A 22208-nucleotide genomic window follows, 5' to 3' on the forward strand; every position below is an offset into this window, starting at 1 on the left:
CTGTGGGTCGAGCGGTGTATGTAAGGCAGAGGGTGTTCAGAGGACGTGGCGCAGGGCCCGGTCGCGGACCATGAGCGCGGCTCGTTTGTCGGGCAGGTCGACTTCCGCGGACAGACGGAAGCCGGCGGCCAGGAAGGCCGCTACGGAGGGGGTGTTGCGCAGGTCGGGTTCGGCGAGGACGCGGGTGCACCGGGGCCGGTGGTCGAGGACGAGGTCGGCGACGGCCCGGAGCAGGAGGGTGCCGATGCCGCGTCCGCGGTCGGTGACGCCGCCGATGAGGAGGTGGACGCCGGTGTCGTGCGGGCGGGCGGGGTAGTGCCGGGCGAGCGGGTCGAGGTCGGCGCGGTAGATCTCGAAGTAGCTCATCGGCGTGGAGTCGAGGACGCCGAGGCAGGGCACGCTGCGGCCGTCGCCGTCGAGTTGGGCGCGGATGTGGTCGGCGGTGACGCTCTCGGGTCCTTGGAGTTCCCAGAAGGCGGCGACGGCCGGGGCGTTCATCCAGCGGGTGACCAGCGGCAGGTCGCGGTCGAGCCGGACGGGGACGAGCTGGAAGCGTCCGGCGGGGGTGGCGGTCGGTCCCCAGTCGGCGAGGTCGTCGAGGAGGTCGCCGGCGCCGCTGCGGTCCCGTTCGGCCTGGGCGAGGAGGGCGAGGAACTCCTCGGGCAGGTGCAGGTCCAGGGTGTCGTCGGCACTCGGGTCGGCGCTCGGGTCGGCGTCGGGTGGGCCGGCGGTGCCGGGGTGCGCTTCGGTGGGAGGCACGGGGCGCTCTCCTCTCGGCGGGTCGGGGCGGGGTGGGTGCGGTCCCGGGGTGGTCCCGGGCGGCGGTGGTTCAGGAGCGGAGGGGGTTGGTGATGGTGACGTAGACGGACTGGGTGTCGACGGGGCCGACGAGCTCGTCGAGGCCGTGGAGCCGGGTGAGGAGGTTGGCCTTGCAGCGCAGGGTGGCGGCTTCCAGGAGCCGGTGCGGCAGCGGGGAGCCGAGGCTGGTCGCACCGCTGAGGAAGCGGCGGAGAGCGGCGAGCAGGACGCGCTCATCGGCCAGGTGCTGGGAGCCGAAGGCACCGATGAGGCCGAGGACGTTGTTGATGCCGAGGTAGTAGGCGAAGCGTTCGTCGGTGACCTGGTCGGAGACGAAGGTGTCGCTGGCGGTGCCGATGCCGGGGAGGCGGCTTTCGAGCTCGTCGCGGCGGGACTCGCGGAAGTAGTAGCCCTGGTTGTCGCGGTAGCGGCCGCCGGTGGGCCAGCCCTCGGGGTCGAGGAGGACCAGGGTGTTCTGCTGGTGGGCCTCCAGGGCGACGCCCGCATGGCCGTCGAGCCAGAGCACGGGGCGGACCACGAGGTCGAGGTAGCGCAGGAACCACTCGGTGGCGACGGCGGTGGTGGGCCGGCCGGTGCGGGCGGCGAGGCGGAGGACGATGTCCGCGAGGCGCGAGCGCATCCGGGTCGAGCCGGGCCAGGGGCGTGGGGCGGTGAGTCCGGCGAGGCAGACGGCGTCGTCACCGGCGGCGAAGGGGTTGTGCCGGATCATGACGTCGAGTCCGGGGACGGGTTCGCCGTCGGGGGTGTCGACCGCGAGCCAGGCCGGGTCGCGGACGATGTCGAAGCCGGGGTGGGCGGCCTGCCACTGGTCGACGAGGCCGGTGCGCAGCAGCCGGTGGACCTCGACGCCGCGGTGGAGTTCCTTGCGGAGGTTCTCGCGGCGGGAGTTGGTGATCCGTACGCCGAGGGAGAGCTTGAGCATGGCGCGGGCGCCGGGGCGGTGCACGGTGCGGACGGAGGAGGTGGGGTGCCAGCGGCTGCCGTGGGGGCCGAGGTCGTGGAGGAGGCCGGCGTCGAGGAGGGCGGCGACGGCGGGGCGGTGGCGGAGCTCGCGGGCCTGCCAGGGGTGGAGGGGCAGGGCGGCGGTGCCGGCGGGGAGTTCGAGGCCCTCGGCGAGGCCGGCGGTGAGCTGGGCGGCGGCGACGGGGCGGCCCTGTTCGGTCCAGGCGGAGTCGGTGGCGAGGACGCTGCGGTCGACGGCCATCCAGTGCAGGGGGAAGGAGCCGTGCAGTTCGGGTGAGTAGAGCCGGGCCTCGGCGTCGGAGAGTCCTTCGCGGCTCTTGGGCGTGGGGTGGAGGGGGTGGCCGAGCAGCAGGGACTGTTCGGCGGTGAGGAAGAGGTCGGCCTCGGGGGCGGGCCGGGGGTCGCGTCTGCGGGCGGCGATGAAGTCGGCGGTGCGGCGGCTCGAGTCGGCGACGCGGCCGACGAGTTCGGTGGCTTCGGGGCGGCCGGTCTCGCGGCTGAGCAGGGCGGCGAGGGTGACGGCGTCGAGGGGCGGTACGGAGGTGGGGAGGCCCTCGAGGACGGGGGCGCCGAGGCGGTGCCAGCCGGTGGGCGACCAGTGGCGGACGGGGACGAGGAGGGCGGTGCCGCTGGTGTCGAGGGCGATGCGCAGGGGGCTGCCGCCGTCGGGGGCCGGGAGGTTCTTCTCCCGGACCCAGCAGCGCAGCAGATTCTCGACGGCGGCGCTGTCGGCGGCACGGATCGGATCGGGGTGGTCCAGCGGGTCGTCCTGCGGGTCGGCCGCCGCCGTTCCGATCGGGGCGGGGCCCGGTGCGATGCCGCGCGGCTCGTGCGCCGTGGGGCGGGGGCTCGCGTACTGGCGGGGGACGGTGGGCTCGGCGGTCAGGGGGCCGCCGGCGGGTCCGGTGCCGGTGGCTTCGGAGGCGGGGGTGGGGTTCACGGGGTTTTCCTTGGGGGGAGGGGACCGGGGCGGGGGGTCCGGTTCAGTGGGACGGCCCGGAGTGCCGGGGCGGGCGGGCCCGTTCGGCGGCGGCCAGGGCGTCGGCGAAGCGGTCGAGGACGGCGGCCGCCTGCTCGTCGGTGAGGGTGAGCGGGGGCAGCAGGCGCACGACGGCGTTGTGCCGGCCGCCGAGTTCGACGATGAGCCCGCGGTCGAGGCAGTGGCGCTGGACGGCGAGGGCGAGCTCGGGGTCGGGCGGCGGGGTGAGGTCGTCGTCGCCGCCGGCCTCGGGGTCGACGAGTTCGACGCCGATCATCAGGCCGCGGCCGCGGACGTCGCCGATCGAGGGGTGGGCGGCGGCGAGGCCCTGGAGCTGTCCGAGCATGCGGGCGCCGAGGGTGCCGGCGCGGTCGGCGAGCTTGTTCTCGCGGACGAAGGCGAGGGTGGCGGCGCCCGCGGCCATGGCGAGCTGGTTACCGCGGAAGGTGCCGGCGTGGGCGCCCGGTTCCCAGGCGTCGAGTGCCGACCTGTAGACGATGACGGCGAGGGGGAGGGAGCCGCCGATGGCCTTGGAGAGGACCATCACGTCGGGGACGACGCCGCTGTGTTCGACGGCCCAGAAGGCGCCGGTGCGGCCGACGCCGGTCTGGATCTCGTCGGCGATCAGCGGGATGGAGCGGGCCTCGGTGATCTTCCGCATGCGGCGCAGCCAGTCGTCCGGGGCGGGGATGACACCGCCCTCGCCCTGGACGGGTTCGAGGATCATTCCGGCGGGCCGGGGGATGCCGCTCTTGGGGTCGTCAAGGACCGTCTCGGTCCAGCGGGCGGCGAGTTCGGCGCCGCGTTCGCCGCCGACGCCGAAGGGGCAGCGGTAGGTGCGGGGGTAGGGCAGCCGGGCGACGCGGACGTCGGTGGCGCCGCCGGAGGCGTCGAGGGCGCCGGTGGTCATGCCGTGGTAGGCGCCGCTGAAGGCGAGGATGCCTCGTCGGCCGGTGGCGGTGCGGACGAGTTTGAGGGCGGCTTCGACGGCGTCGGTGCCGGCGGGTCCGCAGAACTGGATGCGGGCGTCGGCGGCGAGCTCCGCGGGCAGGGTGGCGAACAGCTCGGTGACGAAGGCGTCCTTGACCGGGGTGGCCAGGTCCAGGACGTGCAGGGGCGCGCCCGAGTCGAGGACCTTGCGGATGGCCTCCAGGACGACGGGGTGGTTGTGTCCGAGCGCCAGGGTGCCCGCGCCGGAGAGGCAGTCCAGATAGCGGCGGCCGTCGGCGCCCTCGATGGTGAGTCCCCGGGCCCGCACGGGGACGATCGGCAGGGAGCGCGCATAGGTGCGGGCGGCGGATTCGCGCTGTGCCTGGCGGCGCAGGATGCCCTCGTGGGCGTGGCGCTCGGCGGCCGTGCGGGGTTCCTCACAGGTCCGCGCGGCCGGTGGTACGGCCGGAGCTGGTTCGGTCACGGCCACGGCTCGGTGTCCTCCCGCTGTAACGGTTGCGTTGCACATCGGTACGTTGCAGGGCCGCCCCGAGGAGGGCCCTGAAGGCTGCCGTTGCGTCCCCCGCACGTACCAACGACGGCGTCTGCCGGGGATCACGGGCGGCGGTCAAGATCCTTGGCGTGTCCCGGATCACGGCACGGCAACGACCGGAGCGGTGCCGGAACCGCGGCCCTGCCGCGTACCGTCCCCTCCGTCACCGGCATAGTGGGGCTTCGTGCGACGCGGGCTTCCGCGCCGCCGCTGTTCACTGATGCACAAGTTGACGTAGTCCCAGGGGGATCACGAGATGCGATCGATTCGTCCGCTGCTGGCCGCAGCGTCCGCCGTCGCGGCGCTGACGCTGACGGCGACTGCCTGCGGTCCGACCGAGGACAACGCGGGGGGTGACAAGCAGCCCACCGCCTCCGCGACCCCGTCCTCGGGCGGCAAGATCACGATTCCGCCGGACCTGAAGGAGCGTCTGAAGGAACACGGGATCGACGTCGACAGGTGGCGGGGCGGCGAGTGGAAGAACTGGGACCGGGACAAGTGGCTGCGTGAGGCCAAGGACTTCGTCAACCCGATCATCGAGGACCTCTGGGACCCGGACCGGATGCGGGACGCCGAGCGTCCGGACAAGCCGGTCGAGGAGGAGGACATCTCGGGTGACAAGGGCGTGACCGACCCGACGCCGGACCCGGTGCGGGCGAAGGCCGTGCAGCCGCCCTACCACGCGTCGGAGCCGGCCTCCGGCAAGGTGTTCTTCGACGGGCCCGAGGGTTCGATGGTCTGCTCGGCGACGGTCGTGCAGGACCCGGCGCGCCCGGGCAAGTCCAACATGGTGTGGACGGCCGGGCACTGCGTGCACGCGGGCAAGAAGGGCGGCTGGTACCGCAACATCGCCTTCGTCCCGTCGTACAACGACAGCGGCAAGCCGACGTCCGCGCTGGAGAGCGCGACCCGCGAGGAGATCGCTCCGTACGGCGTGTGGTGGAGCGACTGGGCGCAGACCTCCCAGCAGTGGATCGACCAGGGCGGCCAGACCGGCGGCAAGGGCGCTCCGTACGACTACGCGGTGCTGCACGTGACCCCGGAGAAGGGCAGCACGGGCAAGTCGCTGGAGGAGACGGTCGGCGCGGCGCTGCCGGTGGACTTCAACGCCCCTGCGGTCCCGAAGATCGCGAGCATCACGGCGACCGGCTACCCGGCGGGCAAGCCCTTCGACGGCCAGAAGATGTTCCAGTGCGCGGACAAGCCGGGCCGTCTCTCGGTGAAGGCGGAGCAGCCGACGATGTACCGGATCGGCTGCACCATGACCGGCGGTTCGTCCGGCGGTGGCTGGGTGGCCACGGGCAAGGACGGCAAGCCGGCGCTGGTGTCGAACACCTCGATCGGGCCGGTGTCGGCGGGCTGGCTGGCCGGTCCGCGCCTGGGCGCCGAGGCCAAGGCGCTCTATGACGGCGTGAGCAAAAAGTACGCCGACCAGTAGGACACGCGCGGGGGTCGGGCGGGACCGGTGCGGTCCCGCCCGGCCCGTCCGGGCATACTGTGCAACCGCTAGTGACGCGTCCATGGCAAAACCATGCCCGTGGCGGCCGTAGCCGGCCGGGCCGGACGCGACGAATACCCCAGGGGGACACCACTTCATGCGTTCCATACGACTCCTGCCCGCCGGCGGCGTGGCGGCGGCGCTCGCGATAGCGCTGACCGCCACGGCCTGCGGCCCGACGGAGACCCCGGCGGCGGACAAGCCCGCCGACACCACCGCCACCGCCACCGCGAGCCCGGCCGAGGGCGCCGGTGGTCCGGAGCTTCCCACCGACCTCGCCGACAAGCTGAAGAAGCACGGCGTCGACATCGACAAGTGGAAGAACGGCGAGTGGAAGAACTGGGACCAGGACACCTGGCTCCGTGAGGCCGAGGACTTCGTCAACCCGGTGATCGACGGCCTCTGGGACACCGAGCGGATGCAGTCCGCGAAGAGCCCCGACCCGACCGTCGAGACCCAGGCGACCTACGGCGGCAGCGACCCGGTGCCGCGGCCGGTGACGGCGCAGCGCGAGAAGACGCCGTACCACCGCAACGCGGCGCCGGTCGGCAAGATCTTCTTCGACTCGCCGCAGGGCCACATGGTCTGCTCCGGCACCATCGTCAAGGACCCGCGCCGGCCCGGAAAGTCCAACCTGGTGTGGACCGCGGGCCACTGCGTCCACGCGGGCAAGAAGGGCGGCTGGTACCGCAACATCACCTTCGTCCCCGCCTTCAACGACAAGGGCAAGTCTCCCTCCGCCCTGCGCAACGCGCAGCCGCACGAGGTCTACCCGTACGGCCAGTACTGGGCCGACTGGGCCGTGACCTCCGGTGAGTGGATCAAGAGCGGCGGCACCAACCAGGCATGGCCGTACGACTACGCCGTCCTGCACGTCCAGCCGCAGAAGGGCCGCAAGTCGCTCGAGGAGACGGTGGGCGTGGCCCTGCCGATGGACTTCTCCGCTCCGGCTCCCGCGCAGGTCGGCACCGTCGGCGCCTGGGGCTACCCGGCCGGCCCGCCGTACAACGGCGTGATCATGCACAAGTGCCTGGACCGCGCCACCCGGTACACCACGGCTCCGGCCACGCCGACCATGTACCGGATCGGCTGCACCATGACCGGCGGATCGTCCGGCGGCGGCTGGTTCCGCGTCCTGCCGAACGGCAAGACGGCGCTGGTGTCGAACACCTCGATCGGTCCCGCCGGCCGCAACGGCTGGCTGGCCGGACCGCAGTTGGGCAAGGGCGCCAAGGCGGCCCACGAGATGGTCAGCAAGAAGTTCGCCCGCTGACCCGGACGCACCGCACACCCCGCACACGCACGAAGCGCCGGCCGTCTCCCTCTCGGGAGGCGGCCGGCGCCTTGTGTGTCGGTGGCGTCAGTGCGCGGCCGGAACGAACGGCGCGAGCAGCGCCGCCAGCTCCTCGTGCACCCGCGCCTTGAGCAGCGTGCCCTCCGGGGTGTGCTCCTCGGAGAGGAGCTCGCCCTCGGCGTGCACCCGGGAGACGAGACCGCCCTGCGTGTACGGCACGAGGACCTCGATCTCGACCTGCGGCCGCGGCAGCTCGGCGTCGATCAGCGCCAGCAGCTCCTCGATGCCCTCGCCCGAGCGGGCGGAGACCGCGATGGAGTGCTTCTCGACCCGCAGCAGCCGCTGGAGCACCAGCGGGTCGGCCGCGTCCGCCTTGTTGATCACGACGATCTCCGGCACGTCCAGCGCGCCGACGTCCCGGATCACCTCGCGGACCGCGGCGAGCTGCTCCTCCGGGGCCGGGTGCGAGCCGTCGACCACGTGCAGGATGAGGTCGGAGTCGCCGACCTCCTCCATGGTGGAGCGGAACGCCTCGACCAGGTGGTGGGGCAGGTGCCGGACGAAGCCGACGGTGTCGGCCAGGGTGTAGACCCGGCCGGTGGGCGTCTCGGCCCGCCGGACGGTCGGGTCGAGGGTGGCGAACAGCGCGTTCTCCACCAGCACGCCCGCGCCGGTGAGGCGGTTGAGCAGGGACGACTTGCCGGCGTTGGTGTAGCCGGCGATGGCGACCGACGGCACCTTGTGACGGCGCCGCTCCTGCCGCTTGATGTCGCGGCCGGTCTTCATCTCCGCGATCTCCCGGCGCATCTTCGCCATCTTCTCGCGGATCCGGCGCCGGTCCGTCTCGATCTTGGTCTCACCGGGACCACGGGTGGCCATCCCGCCACCGCCGCCGCCACCCATCTGCCGGGAGAGCGACTGACCCCAGCCGCGCAGTCGCGGCAGCATGTACTGCATCTGCGCGAGCGCGACCTGCGCCTTGCCCTCTCGGGACTTGGCGTGCTGGGCGAAGATGTCGAGGATGAGGGCGGTCCGGTCGACCACCTTCACCTTGACGACGTCTTCGAGGGCGATGAGCTGGCCGGGGCTGAGCTCGCCGTCGCAGACGACGGTGTCGGCACCGGACTCGAGCACGATGTCCCGAAGCTCCTGTGCCTTGCCCGAGCCGATGAAGGTGGCCGGGTCCGGCTTGTCGCGGCGCTGGATGACACCGTCGAGCACGAGGGCACCCGCCGTCTCGGCGAGGGCCGCGAGCTCCGCGAGGGAGTTCTCCGCGTCCTGCACCGTCCCCGAGGTCCACACACCGACCAGCACGACGCGCTCCAGGCGCAACTGGCGGTACTCGACCTCGGTGACGTCCTCGAGCTCGGTGGAGAGGCCCGCGACACGGCGCAGAGCCGCGCGCTCGGAGCGGTCGAACTGGTCGCCGTCCCGCTCTCCGTCGATCTCGTGGCTCCAGGCGACGTCCTCTTCCATCAGGGCATCGGCCCGAAGGCTCTCGGTGCGGCTCGTCTCCGCGAAGCTCTGCTTGTCCTGGGAAGGGGAAGAAGAGGAGGTCATTTGATCCTTACGTCGAAGAAAAGTCCGTTACGGCAGTCACAACGCGTGCTGCCCGGAAAGAATTCCCGGGGCCGCCCGGCAGCGCCGCCGACCTGAAGATGGTGGCACGCCGCCGCGGCCCGCGTCACCCGGGTTTCACCGCGCCGACGCGCTCGCCGCCCCCGAGGCCCGCTCCGCGGCCCGCTCCGGCGCCCGGCTGCGCCAGTCGGGGTGCCCGGGCATGGGCGGGGTCTTCGCCGCGTACAGCCAGTCGGCGAAGAACCGGGTCAGGTCCCGCCCGGAGACCTCGGACGCGAGGGCGGTGAAGTCGGCGGTCGTGGCCGTGCCGTCCCGGTGGTCGGCCACCCAGCGGCGCTCCAGGCGCCGGAACGCCTCGGCGCCGATCTCGTGGCGCAGGGCGTACAGCACCAGGGCGCTGCCGTCGTAGACCACGGGCCGGAAGAGGCTGATCTTCTGGCCGGGCGCCGGCGGCCTGGGCGCGGCGGGCGGCCCGCCGGCCGCCCGCCATCCGTCGGAGGCGGCGTACGCGGCCTTCATACGGCGTTCCAGGGTGGGCCCGCCGTTCTCCTCCGCGTACAGCGCCTCGTACCAGGTGGCGTGGCCCTCGTTGAGCCAGAGGTCGGACCAGGTGCGCGGCGAGACGCTGTCGCCGAACCACTGGTGGGCGAGCTCGTGGACCATGACGGAGTCGACGAACCACTCCGGGTAGCCGGGCCCGGTGAACAGACGGCGCTCGAAGAGGGAGAGGGTCTGGGTCTCCAGCTCGAAGCCGGTCTCGGCGTCGGCGATCAGCACCCCGTAGTTCTCGAAGGGGTACGGGCCGACGTGGGCCTCCATCCACTCCAGGTGTCCGGGGGTGCGCCGGAGCCAGGGTTCCAGGAGCTCCCGGTCGGCGGTGCGGACGACGTCGCGGACGGGCAGGCCGCCGGGGCCCTCGCGGCGCACGACGGTGGACTTCCCGATGGACACCTGCGCGAGCTCGGTCGCCATGGGGTGCGCGGTGCGGTAGGTCCAGGTGGTGGTCGCGCCGTTCCGGTCGGGCTCCTCGGCCAGACCGTTGGCCACGGCCGTGAGGGCGCTGGGCGCGGTGATCCGGAAGGTGAAGAACGCCTTGTCGGAGGGGTGGTCGTTGGAGGGGAAGACGCGGTGGGCGGCGTCCGCCTGGTTGGCCATGACGAGGCCGTCGCCGGTGCGGACCCAGCCGCCGGAGGTGGCGGGGCCGGTGGGGTCGCTGGTGTGGGTGACGGCGATCTCGACGTTCTCGCCCCGGTCCACCGGCCGGGCGGGGGTGATCACCAGGTCCTCGCCGGTGCTCGTCCACTCGGCCGGCTCGCCCTCCACCGCGACGGCGGAGACGGTGCCGTGCGTGAAGTCGAGGTTGATCCGCTCCAGGTCGCCGGTGGCCAGCGCCTGGATCCGGGTGACGCCGTCGAGCGGGGTGGTGTTGCGGCCGGAGTAGGTGAGGTCGATGTCGTAGGTCAGGACGTCGTAGCCGGGGTTGCCCAGGTGGGGGAAGAGCGGATCCCCGATGCCCAGCGGCGTGGGCGCGGGCAGGGCGGCGGCGACGAGACCGGCGGAGAGGGCGACGAGGACGGCGGAGCGCAGGGCCCGCGTACGGGAGGGGAGCGGCATGGGCTACGGCTACCAGGGCGGTGGCCGCTTCCCGGGGCGGCGCGCGCGCCCGCCACTCGAAGGGGGCACGGGCGCCGGATCGTGGATCCAATATCCAACATCCGATATCCCGTACCCGGGCTCCACCATCCGATCGCCACCGTCCGATCTCCAGGAGCTCGGATTCTGGAGATCGGATCCTGGATCCTGGATCCGATTTCAGCCCTCCGGCGCGGCCTGGTGCCGGGCGCGGCGCACGTCGTACACGCCCGGCACGTCCCGCATCGCCTTCATCAGGGCGGGGAGCCGGGCCGCGTCGGGGAGTTGCAGGGTGTAGGTGTGGCGGACCCGCTGCTCGCTGGGGGGTTCGACGGTGGCGGAGACGACAGCGGCGCCCTCGGTGGCGATGGCCTCGGTGAGGTCGGCGAGGAGCCGGGGCCGGCCGAAGGATTCGGCGACCAGGGTGACCCGGCAGGCGGCGGTGTCGCCCCAGTGGACGGTGACGGGTGTCCGGCCGAGCCGTTTCATGGTGTCGGCGGAGGCGCAGCCGGTGCGGTGGACGGTGACGGAGCCGCCGCGGACGACGAAGCCGGTGATCTCGTCGGGGGGTACGGGGGTGCAGCAGCCTGCCGGGCGTACGGCGGGCGGCTCGGCGTCGTCCGGGCCGGGCAGCTCGACGCGCAGCCTGGCCCCGGAGCGCCGGTCGGCCGTGACGGCGGCGGGCGGCCGGGGAGCCGCCGCGGGGGCCTTGGCGGCCTCCGGATGGGCCTGGAGCCAGCCGGTGATGGCGATCCGCGCGGCGGGGGTCCTGGCGTGGTCGAGCCACTCCGGCGACGGCCCCGAGGTGGCGTCCGGGGCCAGCAGCAACTGGACGGTGTCGCCGTCCTGGAGCACGGTGCCGAGGGGGGTGAGCCGGCCGTTGACCCGCGCGCCGAGACAGCCGTGGGCGGCCTCGCCGTGCTGGGCGTAGGCGGCGTCGACGCAGGTGGCGCCGGCGGGCAGGCTGATCGCGCCGGGGCCGCCGCCGTCGGTGCGGAAGACGGTGATCTCCTGGTCCTGCGCGAGGTCGGCGCGCAGCGAGGTCCAGAAGGTGTCGGGGTCGGGGGCGGACTGCTGCCAGTCGAGCAGCCGGGACAGCCAGCCCGGCCGGGTGGGGTCGGCGCGCTCGCCGTCCTCGACGCACTCCCCCGCGCCCGTCTCCGGGCCGCTGTACGGGTTGCCGAGGGCGACCACGCCGGCCTCGGCGACCTTGTGCATCCGGTGGGTGCGGATGAGGACTTCGGCGACGGCGCCGTCGGGCGCGGCGACGGCGGTGTGCAGCGACTGGTACAGGTTGAACTTGGGGGCCGCGATGAAGTCCTTGAACTCGGAGATCACCGGCGTGAAGCAGGTGTGCAGTTCGCCGAGGACGGCGTAGCAGTCGGCGTCCTCCGCGACCAGGACGAGCAGCCGCCCGAAGTCGCTGCCGCGCAGTTCGCCGCGCTTGAGGCGGACCCGGTGGACGGAGACGAAGTGCCGCGGCCGGACGAGCACTTCGGCGCCGATGCCCGCCTCGCGCAGCACGGCGGAGACCTGTTCGGCGATGGCGGCGAGGGCGTCGGCCGCGCCGGGGTTGCCGGCGATGACCGCGCGGGTCGCCTCGTACTCCTCGGGGTGGAGGATGGCGAAGACGAGGTCCTCCAGCTCGGTCTTGAGGGCCTGGACGCCGAGGCGCTCGGCGAGCGGGATGAGGACGTCCCGGGTGACCTTGGCGATGCGGGCCTGTTTCTCGGGGCGCATCACGCCGAGGGTGCGCATGTTGTGCAGGCGGTCGGCGAGTTTGATCGACATGACGCGGACGTCGTTGCCGGTGGCGACGAGCATCTTGCGGAAGGTCTCGGGCTCGGCCGCCGCGCCGTAGTCGACCTTCTCCAGCTTGGTGACGCCGTCGACGAGATAGGCGACCTCGTCGCCGAACTCCCGCCGGACCTGGTCGAGCGTCACCTCGGTGTCCTCGACGGTGTCGTGGAGCAGGGAGGCGGTCAGGGTCGTGGTCTCGGCGCCGAGTTCGGCGAGGATCAGGGTGACGGCGAGCGGATGGGTGATGTACGGCTCGCCGCTCTTGCGGAACTGGCCGCGGTGCGAGGACTCGGCGAGCACGTACGCGCGGCGCAGCACGGCCAGGTCGGCGTCGGGGTGGTGGGCGCGGTGGGCCTCGGCGACGTGCCCGATGGCGTCGGGCAGCCGGTCGCGGACGGCGGGCCCGGCGGTCGCGCCGAGCAGGGCGGCACGGCCGAGCCTGCGGAGGTCGATCCTCGGGCGGCCTCGTCTGCGGCCGGGAGCGTCGGGGCCGGTGGCCCCGGCCTCGCTCACGGGATCGGTGGCCTCTGCGCTCATGGGGGGCACCTCCGGCGGCGTCGACCGGCGGGACCGGGCAGGCGTGCCCGGTGGGCCGGTGCTTGATGCTACCGACCCCACCACGTGGCGCAGTCGCGCTCTCGCCGAGCGTGAACCGGATCACCCATTCGAGGGACGGATCGGTCGTCGCCCGTTTCGCATCCGGGGCGCGGGAGGCCGGACGCGAAGGGAGGGAGCGCGGAGGGGTGGTGCCTCAGGCGGAGGGCGCGAGCCAGGACGGCTCGACGGTGCCCTCGGCGACGATCACGGCGGGGCCGGTCATCTCGATCTCGCCGTCGGGATGCTCGGTGATGACGAGCGTGCCGCCGAGGACGTCGACGGTGTACGTGACGGGGGTGCCGGTCTCGGCGGGGTCGACGCCGTCCCGGCGGGCGGTGGCGACGGCGACGGCGCAGGCGCCCGTACCGCAGGAGCGGGTCTCGGAGGCTCCGCGCTCGTGGACGCGCATGGCGACGTGGCGGGGCCCGCGGTCGACGACGAACTCGATGTTGACGCCGCTCGGGTAGACCTCGGCCGGCTCGTACGGCGGCTCGTCGTGCAGGGTGCCCGCGTGGGCGAGGTCGTCGACGAAGGCGACCGCGTGCGGGTTGCCCATGTTCACGTTGCGGGCGGGCCAGCTACGGCCGTCGACGGTGACGGTGACGCCGTCCTCGGGGAGCACGGCACGCCCCATGCGGACGGTGACCGCGCCGTCCTTGTCCAGGTGGACGCGCTTGATCCCGCCGCGGGTGGCGACGGCCACCTCACCGGCCGTGACGTGCCCGGCGTGCTGGAGGTAGCGGGCGAAGACGCGGACACCGTTGCCGCACATCTCGGCGACGGAGCCGTCCGCGTTGCGGTAGTCCATGAACCACTCGGCCTCGTCGGCCATGCCCCGCGCCTCCGGGTGCGCCGCGCTGCGCACCACGTGCAGCACGCCGTCGCCCCCGATGCCGGCCCTGCGGTCACACAGCCGGGCCACGAGGGCGGGAGGCAGGTCGAGGGCGTTGTCGGCGTCGGGGAGGATGACGAAGTCGTTCTCCGTGCCGTGGCCCTTGAGGAAGGCGAGGGGCGAGGTCAGCGCGTCGGTCACGGGATCAACTCTACGGGTCGGGTACGACAGCGGGCCCGACGGTCCGGGGAGCGGTACGGGGCCGGGCATGACACCCGCACCGCAGAGGCACCGCCGGGGCGCGGCGGCTCAGCGCAGGCGGGCCACGCGCCAGACCGCGAGGGCGACCAGGAGGGCACTGACCGACACGTACAGGGCGAGGACGCGCCAGTCCGGGCGCTCGCCGGAGCCGCGGGCGGGCAGGCCGGGCCAGGTGTGGCCGACCCGGCGGGCGGCCATCATGCCCCAGCCGGCCGCGCAGGAGCTGATCAGCAGGCCCAGCATGGCGAGGACGGCACCGCCGTCGCCGGAGCCGAAGGCGAGCGGGAAGGCGAACATCAGGGACCCGACGGCGGCGAGCCCGACGATCGGGGCGAGCTGCCAGATCCGCAGGCGGCGCTGCGGGCGCAGTTCCACCTCGACCTCCGCCGCGTCCACCTCGACGGCGCTGCCCTCGGCCTCGTCGGGGCCGTCCGGCGTCAGTCCGGGCGCCTCACCGGGGCTTTCGCCCCGGACGGCGGCTTGCTGCTCTGTGTCGCGAGGGCCGGCCTCCATCGCCACGCGCCCTCCCAACTCGGACTCCACTTGGTCGATCGATGCTCGATGATGGCACGCCACCGACCCCCGGAATGACGGGCATGACGTCCCGATGCCATCACGTGATCAGGCTGTAACCGCTCGTTCGACCAACGTGAGGGCCCGCCGCGGGAGTTCCCCGCGGTCCGCGGCGGCGCCGCTGAGCCAGTGGACCCGGGGATCGCGCCGGAACCAGGAGTCCTGACGGCGCGCGAAGCGCTTGGTGGCGCGCACCGTCTCGGCGCGCGCCTCGTCCTCGTCGCACTCCCCCGCGAGCGCCGCGAGCACCTGCTGGTAGCCGAGCGCGCGGGCGGCCGTGCGCCCCTCGCGCAGGCCGCGCGCCTCCAGGGCGCGGACCTCGTCGACGAGGCCGGCCTCCCACATGCGGTCCACGCGCGTGGCGATGCGCTCGTCGAGCTCGGGGCGCGCGACGTCGACGCCGATCTGGACCGTGTCGTAGACGGAGTCGTGACCGGGGAGGTTGGCCGTGAACGGCTTGCCGGTGATCTCGATGACCTCCAGGGCCCGGACGATGCGCCGGCCGTTGCTGGGCAGGATCGCGCGCGCGGCCTCGGGGTCGGCGGCGGCGAGCCGGGCGTGCAGGACGCCGGAGCCGCGCTCCTCCAGCTCGGCCTCCAGGCGGGCCCGGACCTCCGGGTCGGTGCCGGGGAAGTCCAGCGCGTCGATGGCGCCCCGTACGTACAGGCCGGAGCCGCCGACGAGGATCGGGGTGCGGCCCTCGGCGAGCAGCCGGTCGATCTCGGCGCGGGCGAGGCGCTGGTACTCGGCGACGCTGGCGGCCTCGGTCACGTCCCAGATGTCGAGGAGGTGGTGCGGGACGCCGCCGCGCTCCTCCATCGTCAGTTTGGCGGTGCCGATGTCCATCCCTCGGTAGAGCTGCATCGAGTCGGCGTTGACGACCTCGCCACCCAGCTCCTGGGCGAGAAAAACACCCAGATCGGACTTTCCGGCCGCTGTGGGACCGACGACGGCGATGACCCGCGGGGCGGGAGCTGCACTTCTCACTTCCCCAGTCTCGCAAACCTCACGGCGCGTCCCCGAATGAGCTACGTGACGGCCCTCGCCCGACTTCGTTGCCTGTTGCGGAATTCCGACCCTGAGTACGCTAGGGAGCAGATATGGGCGTTTTCGCATTGTTTCGCCGGAAGAGCAAGGAAACCGTCGAGACGACGGCCGTGACGGAGGAGACGGAGGCTCCGGCCGGTGCGGCGGACGCGTCGGCCGCTCCGGAGGCGGAGGCGGTGGAGGTCTCGGAGTCGGGGTCTCTCCCCGAAGCCACCGAGGCCGCCGGGACCGCCACCGCCGCCGACGCAGCCGGGACCACCGAGGTCGCCGGGGCCGCCGACACGGCGGTGAAGGCCGAGGCCGTGGAGATTCCGAAGCAGCAGTCGGCGGAGGAGGCCGCGGACAACGAGGCCGGCGAAGGCGCCCGCGCATAGGCACGACCACAGGCACGGAAGCGTCCGGTCACGGAACGGAACGGGCCCCGAGGTCCGTCGGAGGGATGGTGACCCCATGGGTCTCCTGGATTCACTGAAGGCCAAGCTCGGCCCCGCCAAGGAGAAGGTCTCCGACCTCGCCAAGGAGCACGGGGACAAGGTGGAGCACGGCCTGGAGAAGGCCGCGCGGATGGTCGACGAGAAGACCAAGGGCAAGTACAGCGACAAGATCGAGTCCGGCACCGGCAAGGCCAAGGGCGCCATCGAGCGGCTGGCCCACAAGGACGAGGGCACGCCCCCGCCGCCTCCCCCGGCCTCACCGCCTCCCGCCTCGCCGCCCCCGGCTTCACCGCCGTCTCCCCCGGCGCCGCCGGCCGCCTGACCGACGTCCGGTCCGGACTGGGGATGGGCGAACGGCGGACGGCCGCGGAGCGTGTTGCTCCGCGGCCGTCCGCCGTCTCAGCTCCAGGCGGCGACGAGGTAGCCGACGCCGTACGGGGCGTCCTCGTACAGCAGCCGGCCCTCCAGGCCGGCCCCCTCCGCAGCGCCCGCGAGCACCTGCCAGGGCGCCCGGCCCGCCGCCTTCAGCTCCTGCGCCAGGCCGGGGTCCAGGGCGAGCAGCGCCGCCGTGTCCGCCGCGCCGAGGGCGCGGGCGGCCTCGGCGTCGAAGCCCTCGGCGCGCTCGTCCAGATAGCCGGGTGCCTTCACGGTCCGGCAGGCGCTGCCGTCCCCCATCACGAGCAGGGCGACCCGCTCCGCCGACGCGGCGAGCTCCCGGCCGGTCGCGGCGCAGCGGGCGGGCTCCAGGGACTCGTCGACCCCGAGGCCCTCGACGGGCGCGTCGGCCCACCGCGTGTGCTCCAGGAGCCAGGCGGCCACGGCGAGGGAGGCGGGCAGCGGCCGGTCGCCGCCGGGGCCGCTGCCGAGCCGTACGGTCAGGTCGACGCCGAACCCGGCGAAGGAACCGGCCGTCCCGGCCGGATGGACCCCTTGCGCGCCCTCTCCCGCCGGGCCGACGACGACGAGCCGGTCGGGCCGGGAGGCGGCCAGCACCGCGAGCGCGTCGGAACAGGCCGTACGCGCGTCGGCGAGCTCGGCGGCCGCACCGGCCGCGACGGCGGGCACGAGCAGCGGGGGGCAGGGGCAGACGGCTGCGGCGACAAGCATGATCCGCAGCCTACTGCGCCTCCTACGCGACCGGCGGGTCCTCCGGGGCGGCGGCGTCGGTGGTCCCGGCGGAGGGGCCGGGGGCGCCCGCGGCGGGGTCGGTGGAGTCGTGGACCAGTTCGGCCAGGGAAAGGACGCTGTCCGTCTCGGACATCAGGCCGCTGACCCGTACGAGATAGCTGTCGCCCGTGCCGAGCCGGTACACCCGGCGGCGCTTCTCACGCACCGGTTGCCGAAACGTGAGGGCGGCCTTCCACAGCGCGTCCCGCGCCTGCTCCCGCGTGCCGGTCACCTCATCGACGACCCGGGTCCGGTAGTTCTCCCCGGACCCGTACTGGGCTATGACGGCCCACGTCCCCATCTGTTCCCCCCGTTCATCCTGCTCGCTCAGCGGCTTTCCGTCAGTGGCTGCCGCAGGCCGGCGCGTCCGCCACCGGCAGCGGCTCGGGGACGCCGATCTTCGGCAGTCCGAGCAGCACGCCGGCCGGCTTCGCGGCCGCCGCGGCGGTGCGCTTCTCCCAGGCGTCGCCCGCGCGGGTGCGGCGCACGGAGGTGGTGGGGCCCTCGGCGAGCAGGTGATGCGGGGCGGCGTAGGTGATCTCGACGGTGACCACGTCGCCGGGCCGGACGTCCTCGTCGGGCTTGGTGAAGTGGACGAGCCGGTTGTCGGGGGCGCGGCCGGACAGGCGGTGCGTCTCGCCGTCCTTGCGGCCCTCGCCCTCGGCGACCATGACCTCCAGGGTGCGGCCGACCTGCTTCCTGTTCTCCTCCCAGGAGATCTCCTCCTGGAGGGCGACCAGGCGCTCGTAACGCGCCTGCACGACCGCCTTGGGGATCTGCCCCTCCATGGTGGCCGCCGGGGTGCCGGGGCGCTTGGAGTACTGGAAGGTGAAGGCGTTCGCGAAGCGGGCCTCGCGCACGACGTGCAGGGTCTGCTCGAAGTCCTCCTCGGTCTCGCCGGGGAAGCCCACGATGATGTCGGTGGAGATGGCGGCGTGCGGGATGGCCGCGCGCACCTTCTCGATGATCCCGAGGAAACGCTCCTGCCGGTACGAGCGGCGCATCGCCTTCAGGATCGTGTCCGAACCGGACTGCAGCGGCATGTGGAGCTGCGGCATCACGTTCGGCGTCTCGGCCATGGCGGCGATGACGTCGTCGGTGAAGTCGCGCGGGTGCGGGGAGGTGAAGCGGACCCGCTCCAGGCCCTCGATCTCGCCGCAGGCGCGCAGCAGCTTGCTGAACGCCTCGCGGTCGCCCAGGTCGGAGCCGTAGGCGTTGACGTTCTGGCCGAGCAGGGTGATCTCGGAGACGCCCTCGGCGACCAGTGCCTCGATCTCGGCGAGGATGTCGCCGGGGCGGCGGTCCTCCTCCTTGCCGCGCAGCGCCGGGACGATGCAGAAGGTGCAGGTGTTGTTGCAGCCGACGGAGATGGAGACCCACGCGGCGTACGCGGACTCGCGGCGGGTCGGCAGGGTCGACGGGAATGCCTCCAGGGACTCCGCGATCTCGACCTGGGCCTCCTCCTGGACGCGGGCGCGCTCCAGGAGGACCGGCAGCTTGCCGATGTTGTGCGTGCCGAAGACCACGTCGACCCAGGGGGCCCGCTTGACGATGGTGTCGCGGTCCTTCTGGGCCAGGCAGCCGCCGACGGCGATCTGCATGCCGGGCCTGGCCGCCTTCTTCGGCGCGAGGTGGCCGAGGTTCCCGTACAGCTTGTTGTCGGCGTTCTCACGGACCGCGCAGGTGTTGAAGACCACGACGTCGGCGTCGCCGTCGGCGCCCTCGGGCGCCCGCACATAGCCCGCGTCCTCCAGGAGGCCGGAGAGCCGCTCGGAATCGTGGACGTTCATCTGGCACCCGTAGGTGCGCACTTCGTAGGTTCGCGTCACGACGTCCTGCTCGGCCACGGCTCCGGTCCCGTCTTTGCTGCTGGTCACCTCACAAGGGTAAGGGGGTCGCGGGACTGCCCGGGCTGGCTCGGGCCGCCGCTCGCCTCCAGGATCGCCGCGAGCTGGGCCGCGAGGCCGCCGGCGTCCGGGCGGACGGCGCCCGCGAAGGCCGCCGAACCGACGGTGAAGGCGTCCGCTCCGGCCTCGGCGAGGGCGTGGATCTGGGCGGGGCTGCTCAGCGAACCCGCGACGACGAGCCGGCCCCCGGTGGCGGCTCGGGCCGCGCGGACCAGGTCGAGCGGGTCGGCCTCGGTGGCCCGGTGGGCGAGCAGGTCGACGCCCGCGCAGCCGGCGGCCTCGGCCCGGCGGCAGTCCTCTGCGATACGGGCGGGGCTGCCCGCCAGGCGGGTCGGGTGGCCCGTCGGCTCGCCGGCGAAGGGGAGGTAGCGGACGCCGCTGCCGGCGAGCAGGGCGAGGGTCTCCTCGATCCAGGTGCCGCCGAGCAGCCAGTCGACACCGAGGTCGACGGCCGTCCGTACGGAGGCGAGGGCCTGGTCGCGGCCCGTGGAGACGACCTCGAGGTGACTGGTGGCGCCGAGTGCCCGGATCTGTTCGTGGAGCCGGCGCAGGGTCGCGGTGTCGACGCCGACGTCCTTGAAGCCGATGTGGGTGATGCCGAGCTCGCGGACGGAGTCGAGGACGTGGAGGCAGTCGGTGACGGTCCGGTCGTCGCGGGTGAGCATGAAGACGAAGTCCATGGCGGCGTCCTGCGGGGTGTCGGGGGCTGGTGTCGGGGGGCTAAGGGCTTCGGGGGCTAAGGGGCTTCCGGGCCTCAGGGGCTTCCGGGGCCAGCTCGGCGGCGTGGTGCAGGGCGGTGAGCAGGCTCGTGTGGTCGGCGGTGCCGGTGCCGGCGAGGTCGAAGGCGGTGCCGTGGTCGACGCTGGTGCGGACGAACGGCAGGCCGAGGGTGATGTTCACGCCGTGCTCCAGGCCGAGGTACTTGACCGGGATGAGCCCCTGGTCGTGGTACTGGGCGACGACGGCGTCGAACTCCCCCGCCCGCGCCCGCATGAAGACGGTGTCGGCGGGCCAGGGCCCGCTCGCGGCGATGCCTTCCGCGCGGGCGGCTTGCACGGCAGGGGCGATGATGTCGAGGTCCTCGCGGCCGAAGAGGCCGTTCTCGCCGGCGTGCGGGTTGAGGGCGGCGACGGCGATCCGGGGGCGCCGCGTCGAGGGGCCGCGCAGGGCGCGGTGGGTGAGCCGGATGGTGTCGAGTTCCCGCTCGACGGTGAGCGCGTCGATCGCGGTGCGCAGCGACTGGTGGACGGTGACGAGGACGGTCCGCAGCTCGTCGTTGGCCATCATCATGGCGTAGCTCCGGGTGCCGGAGAGCTCGGCCAGGATCTCGGTGTGGCCGGGGTGCGGCACTCCGGCGAGGCGCAGCGCCTCCTTGTGGATCGGGGCGGTGGTGAGCGCCCGTACCCGGCCCGCGAGGGCGAGTTCGACGCCTTTGCGGACGTACGCGTAGGAGGCCGCGCCCGCCTCGGCGGCGACGGTGCCGAGGGCGAGCCCTGCCGGGAGGGCGGGGCCTTCCGCGAGGACGTCCAGGACGCCGGGGGTGCGGCCGGCGCCCTCCGCCTCGGTGGCGGACGACAGGGTGCGGACGTTCAGGCGGGTGCCGGTGGTGCGGCAGGCGCGTTCCAGGGTGCCGGGGTCGCCGATGACGACGACGGGGGCGCGGCGGCGCGGGTCCGCGCAGGCCCTGACGGTGATCTCGGGGCCGATGCCGTGGGGGTCGCCCATGGTGACGGCGATCGGGCGGCCCTTCACCGGGCGCCGCCCGCCGCGAGGAGGGCGTGGAGACGGACGAGGGTGGCGTCGTCGCCGAAGCCGCCGGCCTTGACGAGCACGGGGAGGCGGGGCGCGGCGGGGCCGTGCAGGGTGCCGCGGGCGATGCCGGGCTCCGGCTCGTCGTACAGCTCGATGCCGGTGCCGCCGAGCGCGCCGAGGACGGCGGCGGCGGTCTCCCCGCCGGTGAGGACGAGTCCGTCCGCGAGACCGCTCCGGGTCCGCTCCCGTGTCCGCTCCGCGAGCCGGCGGATCAGCGCGCCGGGGTCGTCGGCGCGTTCCTCCGGGGTGTGGAGGGCGGCGACGGGGCCGGGCCGGCCGATGGACCGCGCGCGCAGGGCGGCGAGCTGGCGGCGGCTCGCGGGGTGGGCGCTGCCGACGACGGCCAGCGGGCGCCTTACGGCGGGGAGTTCAGGGAGGGCGTCGGCGGGACGCCGGGCGTACCGGCGGGCCAGCGCGTCCGCGAGCCCCGGCGAGCCGACCCACAGGACCTCCTGCGGCCGGGGGACGGCGGCGACGACGGCGTCGAGGTCCGCGTCGGTGGCCGCCGAACAGACGACGATCCCGCCCGCCTCGACCAGCCGCGGCAGTTCGGCGAACGGGTGGGGCGCGGGGCCGGGGAGGGCGGGGCCGGGAGCCGGACCCGTGCGGGGGGTACGCGCCGGGCCGGGGCCGGGAGCGGAGGTCGGACCGGCGCCGGCGGTGCCCGCCAGGCCGAGTCCGGGAGCGGGGACGGCAGCGGAATCGGGGCCCGGGCCGGCGCCGGGGACACGCTCCGGAGCGGGCGCGGAGGCCGGGACGGCAGCGGGAGCCGGGCCCGGACCGGGAGCCGGACCCGCGCCGGAGGTCCACGCCGGGCCGGGGCCGGGCACGGAGGTCGGACCGGCGCCGGGGGCGTCCGCCAGGCCAAGGCCGGGAGCGGAGGTCGGACCGGCGTCGGGGGCATGCTCCGGAGCGGGCGCGAAGGCCGGGACGGCAGCGGGTACGGAGCCCCGGGCCGCGGCCCCGCCGAGCACGATCGCCTCCGGGAGGAGGTGGGTGAGGTCGGCCGAGCGGACCGGGTGGGCCGGGTCGTGGGCGAACTCGCTCGCGTCGACCCGTACGCCCCGGACGTACTGGACGCCTCCGACCGTCGTACGGCCCTCGGCCGGGAAGGCGGGGGCCAGGATCGCGGTGCGGCGGCCGGAGCCGGCGAGGGCGGCCCGCAGTTCGGCGGCCACGTGGCCGCGCAGGGTCGAGTCGACGGTCTTGATCAGGAGTTCCGCGTCGGCGTACGCGGCCGCCGCCTCGCGCGTCCGGGCGGCGGCTTCCGTCTCTCCCAGGAGCCGGGTGCCGAGGTCGACGGCGGTGACGCCGGCCTCGCGGGCGGCGGCGCCGTCGGGTGCGAAGAGGACCCGGGCGCGGTGCCCGTTCCTGCGGAAGGGGGCGGCGCCGTCGGCGGCGCTGGTGAGGTCGTCGGCGAGGACGGCGACGGTGGCGGGCGGCATCACGGGCTGACCCCTTGGTCCTGGACGGGTGGCCGTGTCGCCGAGGATCGAGTGGACGACTCGGCGTTCACCCCTCGGCTCACGCGC

At 74.0% G+C, this 22208-nt stretch carries 19 protein-coding genes; 4 read left to right on the forward strand and 15 right to left on the reverse strand.

Features of this window, described 5'->3' with window-relative positions; all coding sequences use genetic code 11:
- Positions 1-36: 36 nt before the first annotated feature.
- The 3 genes from ABZ135_RS03695 to ABZ135_RS03705 all read right to left on the reverse strand — a co-directional run bounded on the left by ABZ135_RS03695 (position 37) and on the right by ABZ135_RS03705 (position 4088).
- Positions 37-759, reverse strand: a complete 723-nt coding sequence (locus tag ABZ135_RS03695) for a GNAT family N-acetyltransferase (protein ID WP_356691375.1) — start codon at positions 757-759, stop codon at positions 37-39.
- Between the two features lie 70 nt (positions 760-829).
- On the reverse strand, positions 830-2722 hold the full coding sequence (locus ABZ135_RS03700; RefSeq protein ID WP_356691376.1) for an IucA/IucC family protein: 1893 nt from the start codon (positions 2720-2722) through the stop codon (positions 830-832).
- Between the two features lie 43 nt (positions 2723-2765).
- Positions 2766-4088, reverse strand: a complete 1323-nt coding sequence (locus ABZ135_RS03705) for a diaminobutyrate--2-oxoglutarate transaminase family protein (protein ID WP_356691479.1) — start codon at positions 4086-4088, stop codon at positions 2766-2768.
- Between the two features lie 412 nt (positions 4089-4500).
- Here ABZ135_RS03705 and ABZ135_RS03710 point away from each other — a divergent pair, with 412 nt between their 5' ends.
- Positions 4501-5682, forward strand: coding sequence for a hypothetical protein (locus ABZ135_RS03710; RefSeq protein WP_356691377.1), 1182 nt, complete (start codon positions 4501-4503; stop codon positions 5680-5682).
- Positions 5683-5839: 157 nt separating this feature from the next.
- Complete coding sequence (locus tag ABZ135_RS03715) at positions 5840-7015, forward strand: hypothetical protein (protein ID WP_356691379.1); 1176 nt, start codon at positions 5840-5842, stop codon at positions 7013-7015.
- Between the two features lie 87 nt (positions 7016-7102).
- Here ABZ135_RS03715 and hflX read toward each other — a convergent pair whose 3' ends face one another.
- From hflX to miaA, 6 genes are all read right to left on the reverse strand, one after another.
- A complete protein-coding gene (gene hflX, locus ABZ135_RS03720) occupies positions 7103-8596 on the reverse strand; it encodes a GTPase HflX (RefSeq protein WP_356691380.1) in 1494 nt (497 codons plus the stop codon).
- Between the two features lie 135 nt (positions 8597-8731).
- The gene (locus ABZ135_RS03725) at positions 8732-10228 is read right to left on the reverse strand and encodes a M1 family metallopeptidase (RefSeq protein ID WP_356691381.1); all 1497 of its coding nucleotides are present in this window, start codon (positions 10226-10228) and stop codon (positions 8732-8734) included.
- Between the two features lie 198 nt (positions 10229-10426).
- The gene (locus ABZ135_RS03730) at positions 10427-12583 is read right to left on the reverse strand and encodes an HD domain-containing protein (protein WP_356691382.1); all 2157 of its coding nucleotides are present in this window, start codon (positions 12581-12583) and stop codon (positions 10427-10429) included.
- A gap of 214 nt (positions 12584-12797) precedes the next feature.
- Positions 12798-13664: a diaminopimelate epimerase gene (gene dapF / locus ABZ135_RS03735; RefSeq protein ID WP_356691481.1), complete on the reverse strand. Its 867-nt coding sequence runs from the start codon at positions 13662-13664 to the stop codon at positions 12798-12800.
- A 120-nt stretch (positions 13665-13784) separates the two neighbouring features.
- Positions 13785-14249 carry a hypothetical protein gene (locus ABZ135_RS03740; RefSeq protein WP_356691483.1) on the reverse strand — a complete coding sequence of 155 codons (465 nt, stop codon included), beginning with the start codon at positions 14247-14249 and terminating at the stop codon, positions 13785-13787.
- Positions 14250-14357: 108 nt separating this feature from the next.
- Positions 14358-15296: a tRNA (adenosine(37)-N6)-dimethylallyltransferase MiaA gene (gene miaA / locus ABZ135_RS03745; protein WP_356691383.1), complete on the reverse strand. Its 939-nt coding sequence runs from the start codon at positions 15294-15296 to the stop codon at positions 14358-14360.
- A gap of 113 nt (positions 15297-15409) precedes the next feature.
- Between miaA and ABZ135_RS03750 the strand changes: the two genes are divergently transcribed.
- Positions 15410-15730 (forward strand): hypothetical protein, encoded by a 321-nt coding sequence (locus ABZ135_RS03750; protein ID WP_356691385.1) that lies wholly within the window; start codon positions 15410-15412, stop codon positions 15728-15730.
- 76 nt (positions 15731-15806) lie between these two features.
- Positions 15807-16112 carry an antitoxin gene (locus ABZ135_RS03755; RefSeq protein WP_356691387.1) on the forward strand — a complete coding sequence of 102 codons (306 nt, stop codon included), beginning with the start codon at positions 15807-15809 and terminating at the stop codon, positions 16110-16112.
- Between the two features lie 77 nt (positions 16113-16189).
- Here the strand turns inward: ABZ135_RS03755 and ABZ135_RS03760 are convergent, their stop codons facing one another.
- Genes ABZ135_RS03760 through ABZ135_RS03785 form a run of 6 tightly spaced genes read right to left on the reverse strand, consistent with a single transcriptional unit; the run spans position 16190 to position 22121 of the window.
- A complete protein-coding gene (locus tag ABZ135_RS03760; RefSeq protein WP_356691389.1) occupies positions 16190-16897 on the reverse strand; it encodes a class III extradiol dioxygenase subunit B-like domain-containing protein in 708 nt (235 codons plus the stop codon).
- A 22-nt stretch (positions 16898-16919) separates the two neighbouring features.
- Positions 16920-17258, reverse strand: coding sequence for a hypothetical protein (locus ABZ135_RS03765; RefSeq protein WP_356691391.1), 339 nt, complete (start codon positions 17256-17258; stop codon positions 16920-16922).
- A gap of 40 nt (positions 17259-17298) precedes the next feature.
- Positions 17299-18804, reverse strand: coding sequence for a tRNA (N6-isopentenyl adenosine(37)-C2)-methylthiotransferase MiaB (gene miaB, locus ABZ135_RS03770; RefSeq protein ID WP_356691485.1), 1506 nt, complete (start codon positions 18802-18804; stop codon positions 17299-17301).
- 26 nt (positions 18805-18830) lie between these two features.
- Positions 18831-19544, reverse strand: a complete 714-nt coding sequence (locus tag ABZ135_RS03775) for a HisA/HisF-related TIM barrel protein (protein ID WP_356691393.1) — start codon at positions 19542-19544, stop codon at positions 18831-18833.
- A gap of 40 nt (positions 19545-19584) precedes the next feature.
- Positions 19585-20616, reverse strand: a complete 1032-nt coding sequence (pdxA, locus tag ABZ135_RS03780; RefSeq protein ID WP_356691395.1) for a 4-hydroxythreonine-4-phosphate dehydrogenase PdxA — start codon at positions 20614-20616, stop codon at positions 19585-19587.
- Positions 20613-22121, reverse strand: coding sequence for a four-carbon acid sugar kinase family protein (locus ABZ135_RS03785; protein ID WP_356691397.1), 1509 nt, complete (start codon positions 22119-22121; stop codon positions 20613-20615). Before ABZ135_RS03785 ends, pdxA begins: the two co-directional genes overlap by 4 nt.
- Between the last annotated feature and the right edge of the window lie 87 nt (positions 22122-22208).

The sequence above is a fragment of the Streptomyces sp. NPDC006339 genome (genome assembly GCF_040612775.1).
Lineage (GTDB): Bacteria > Actinomycetota > Actinomycetes > Streptomycetales > Streptomycetaceae > Streptomyces.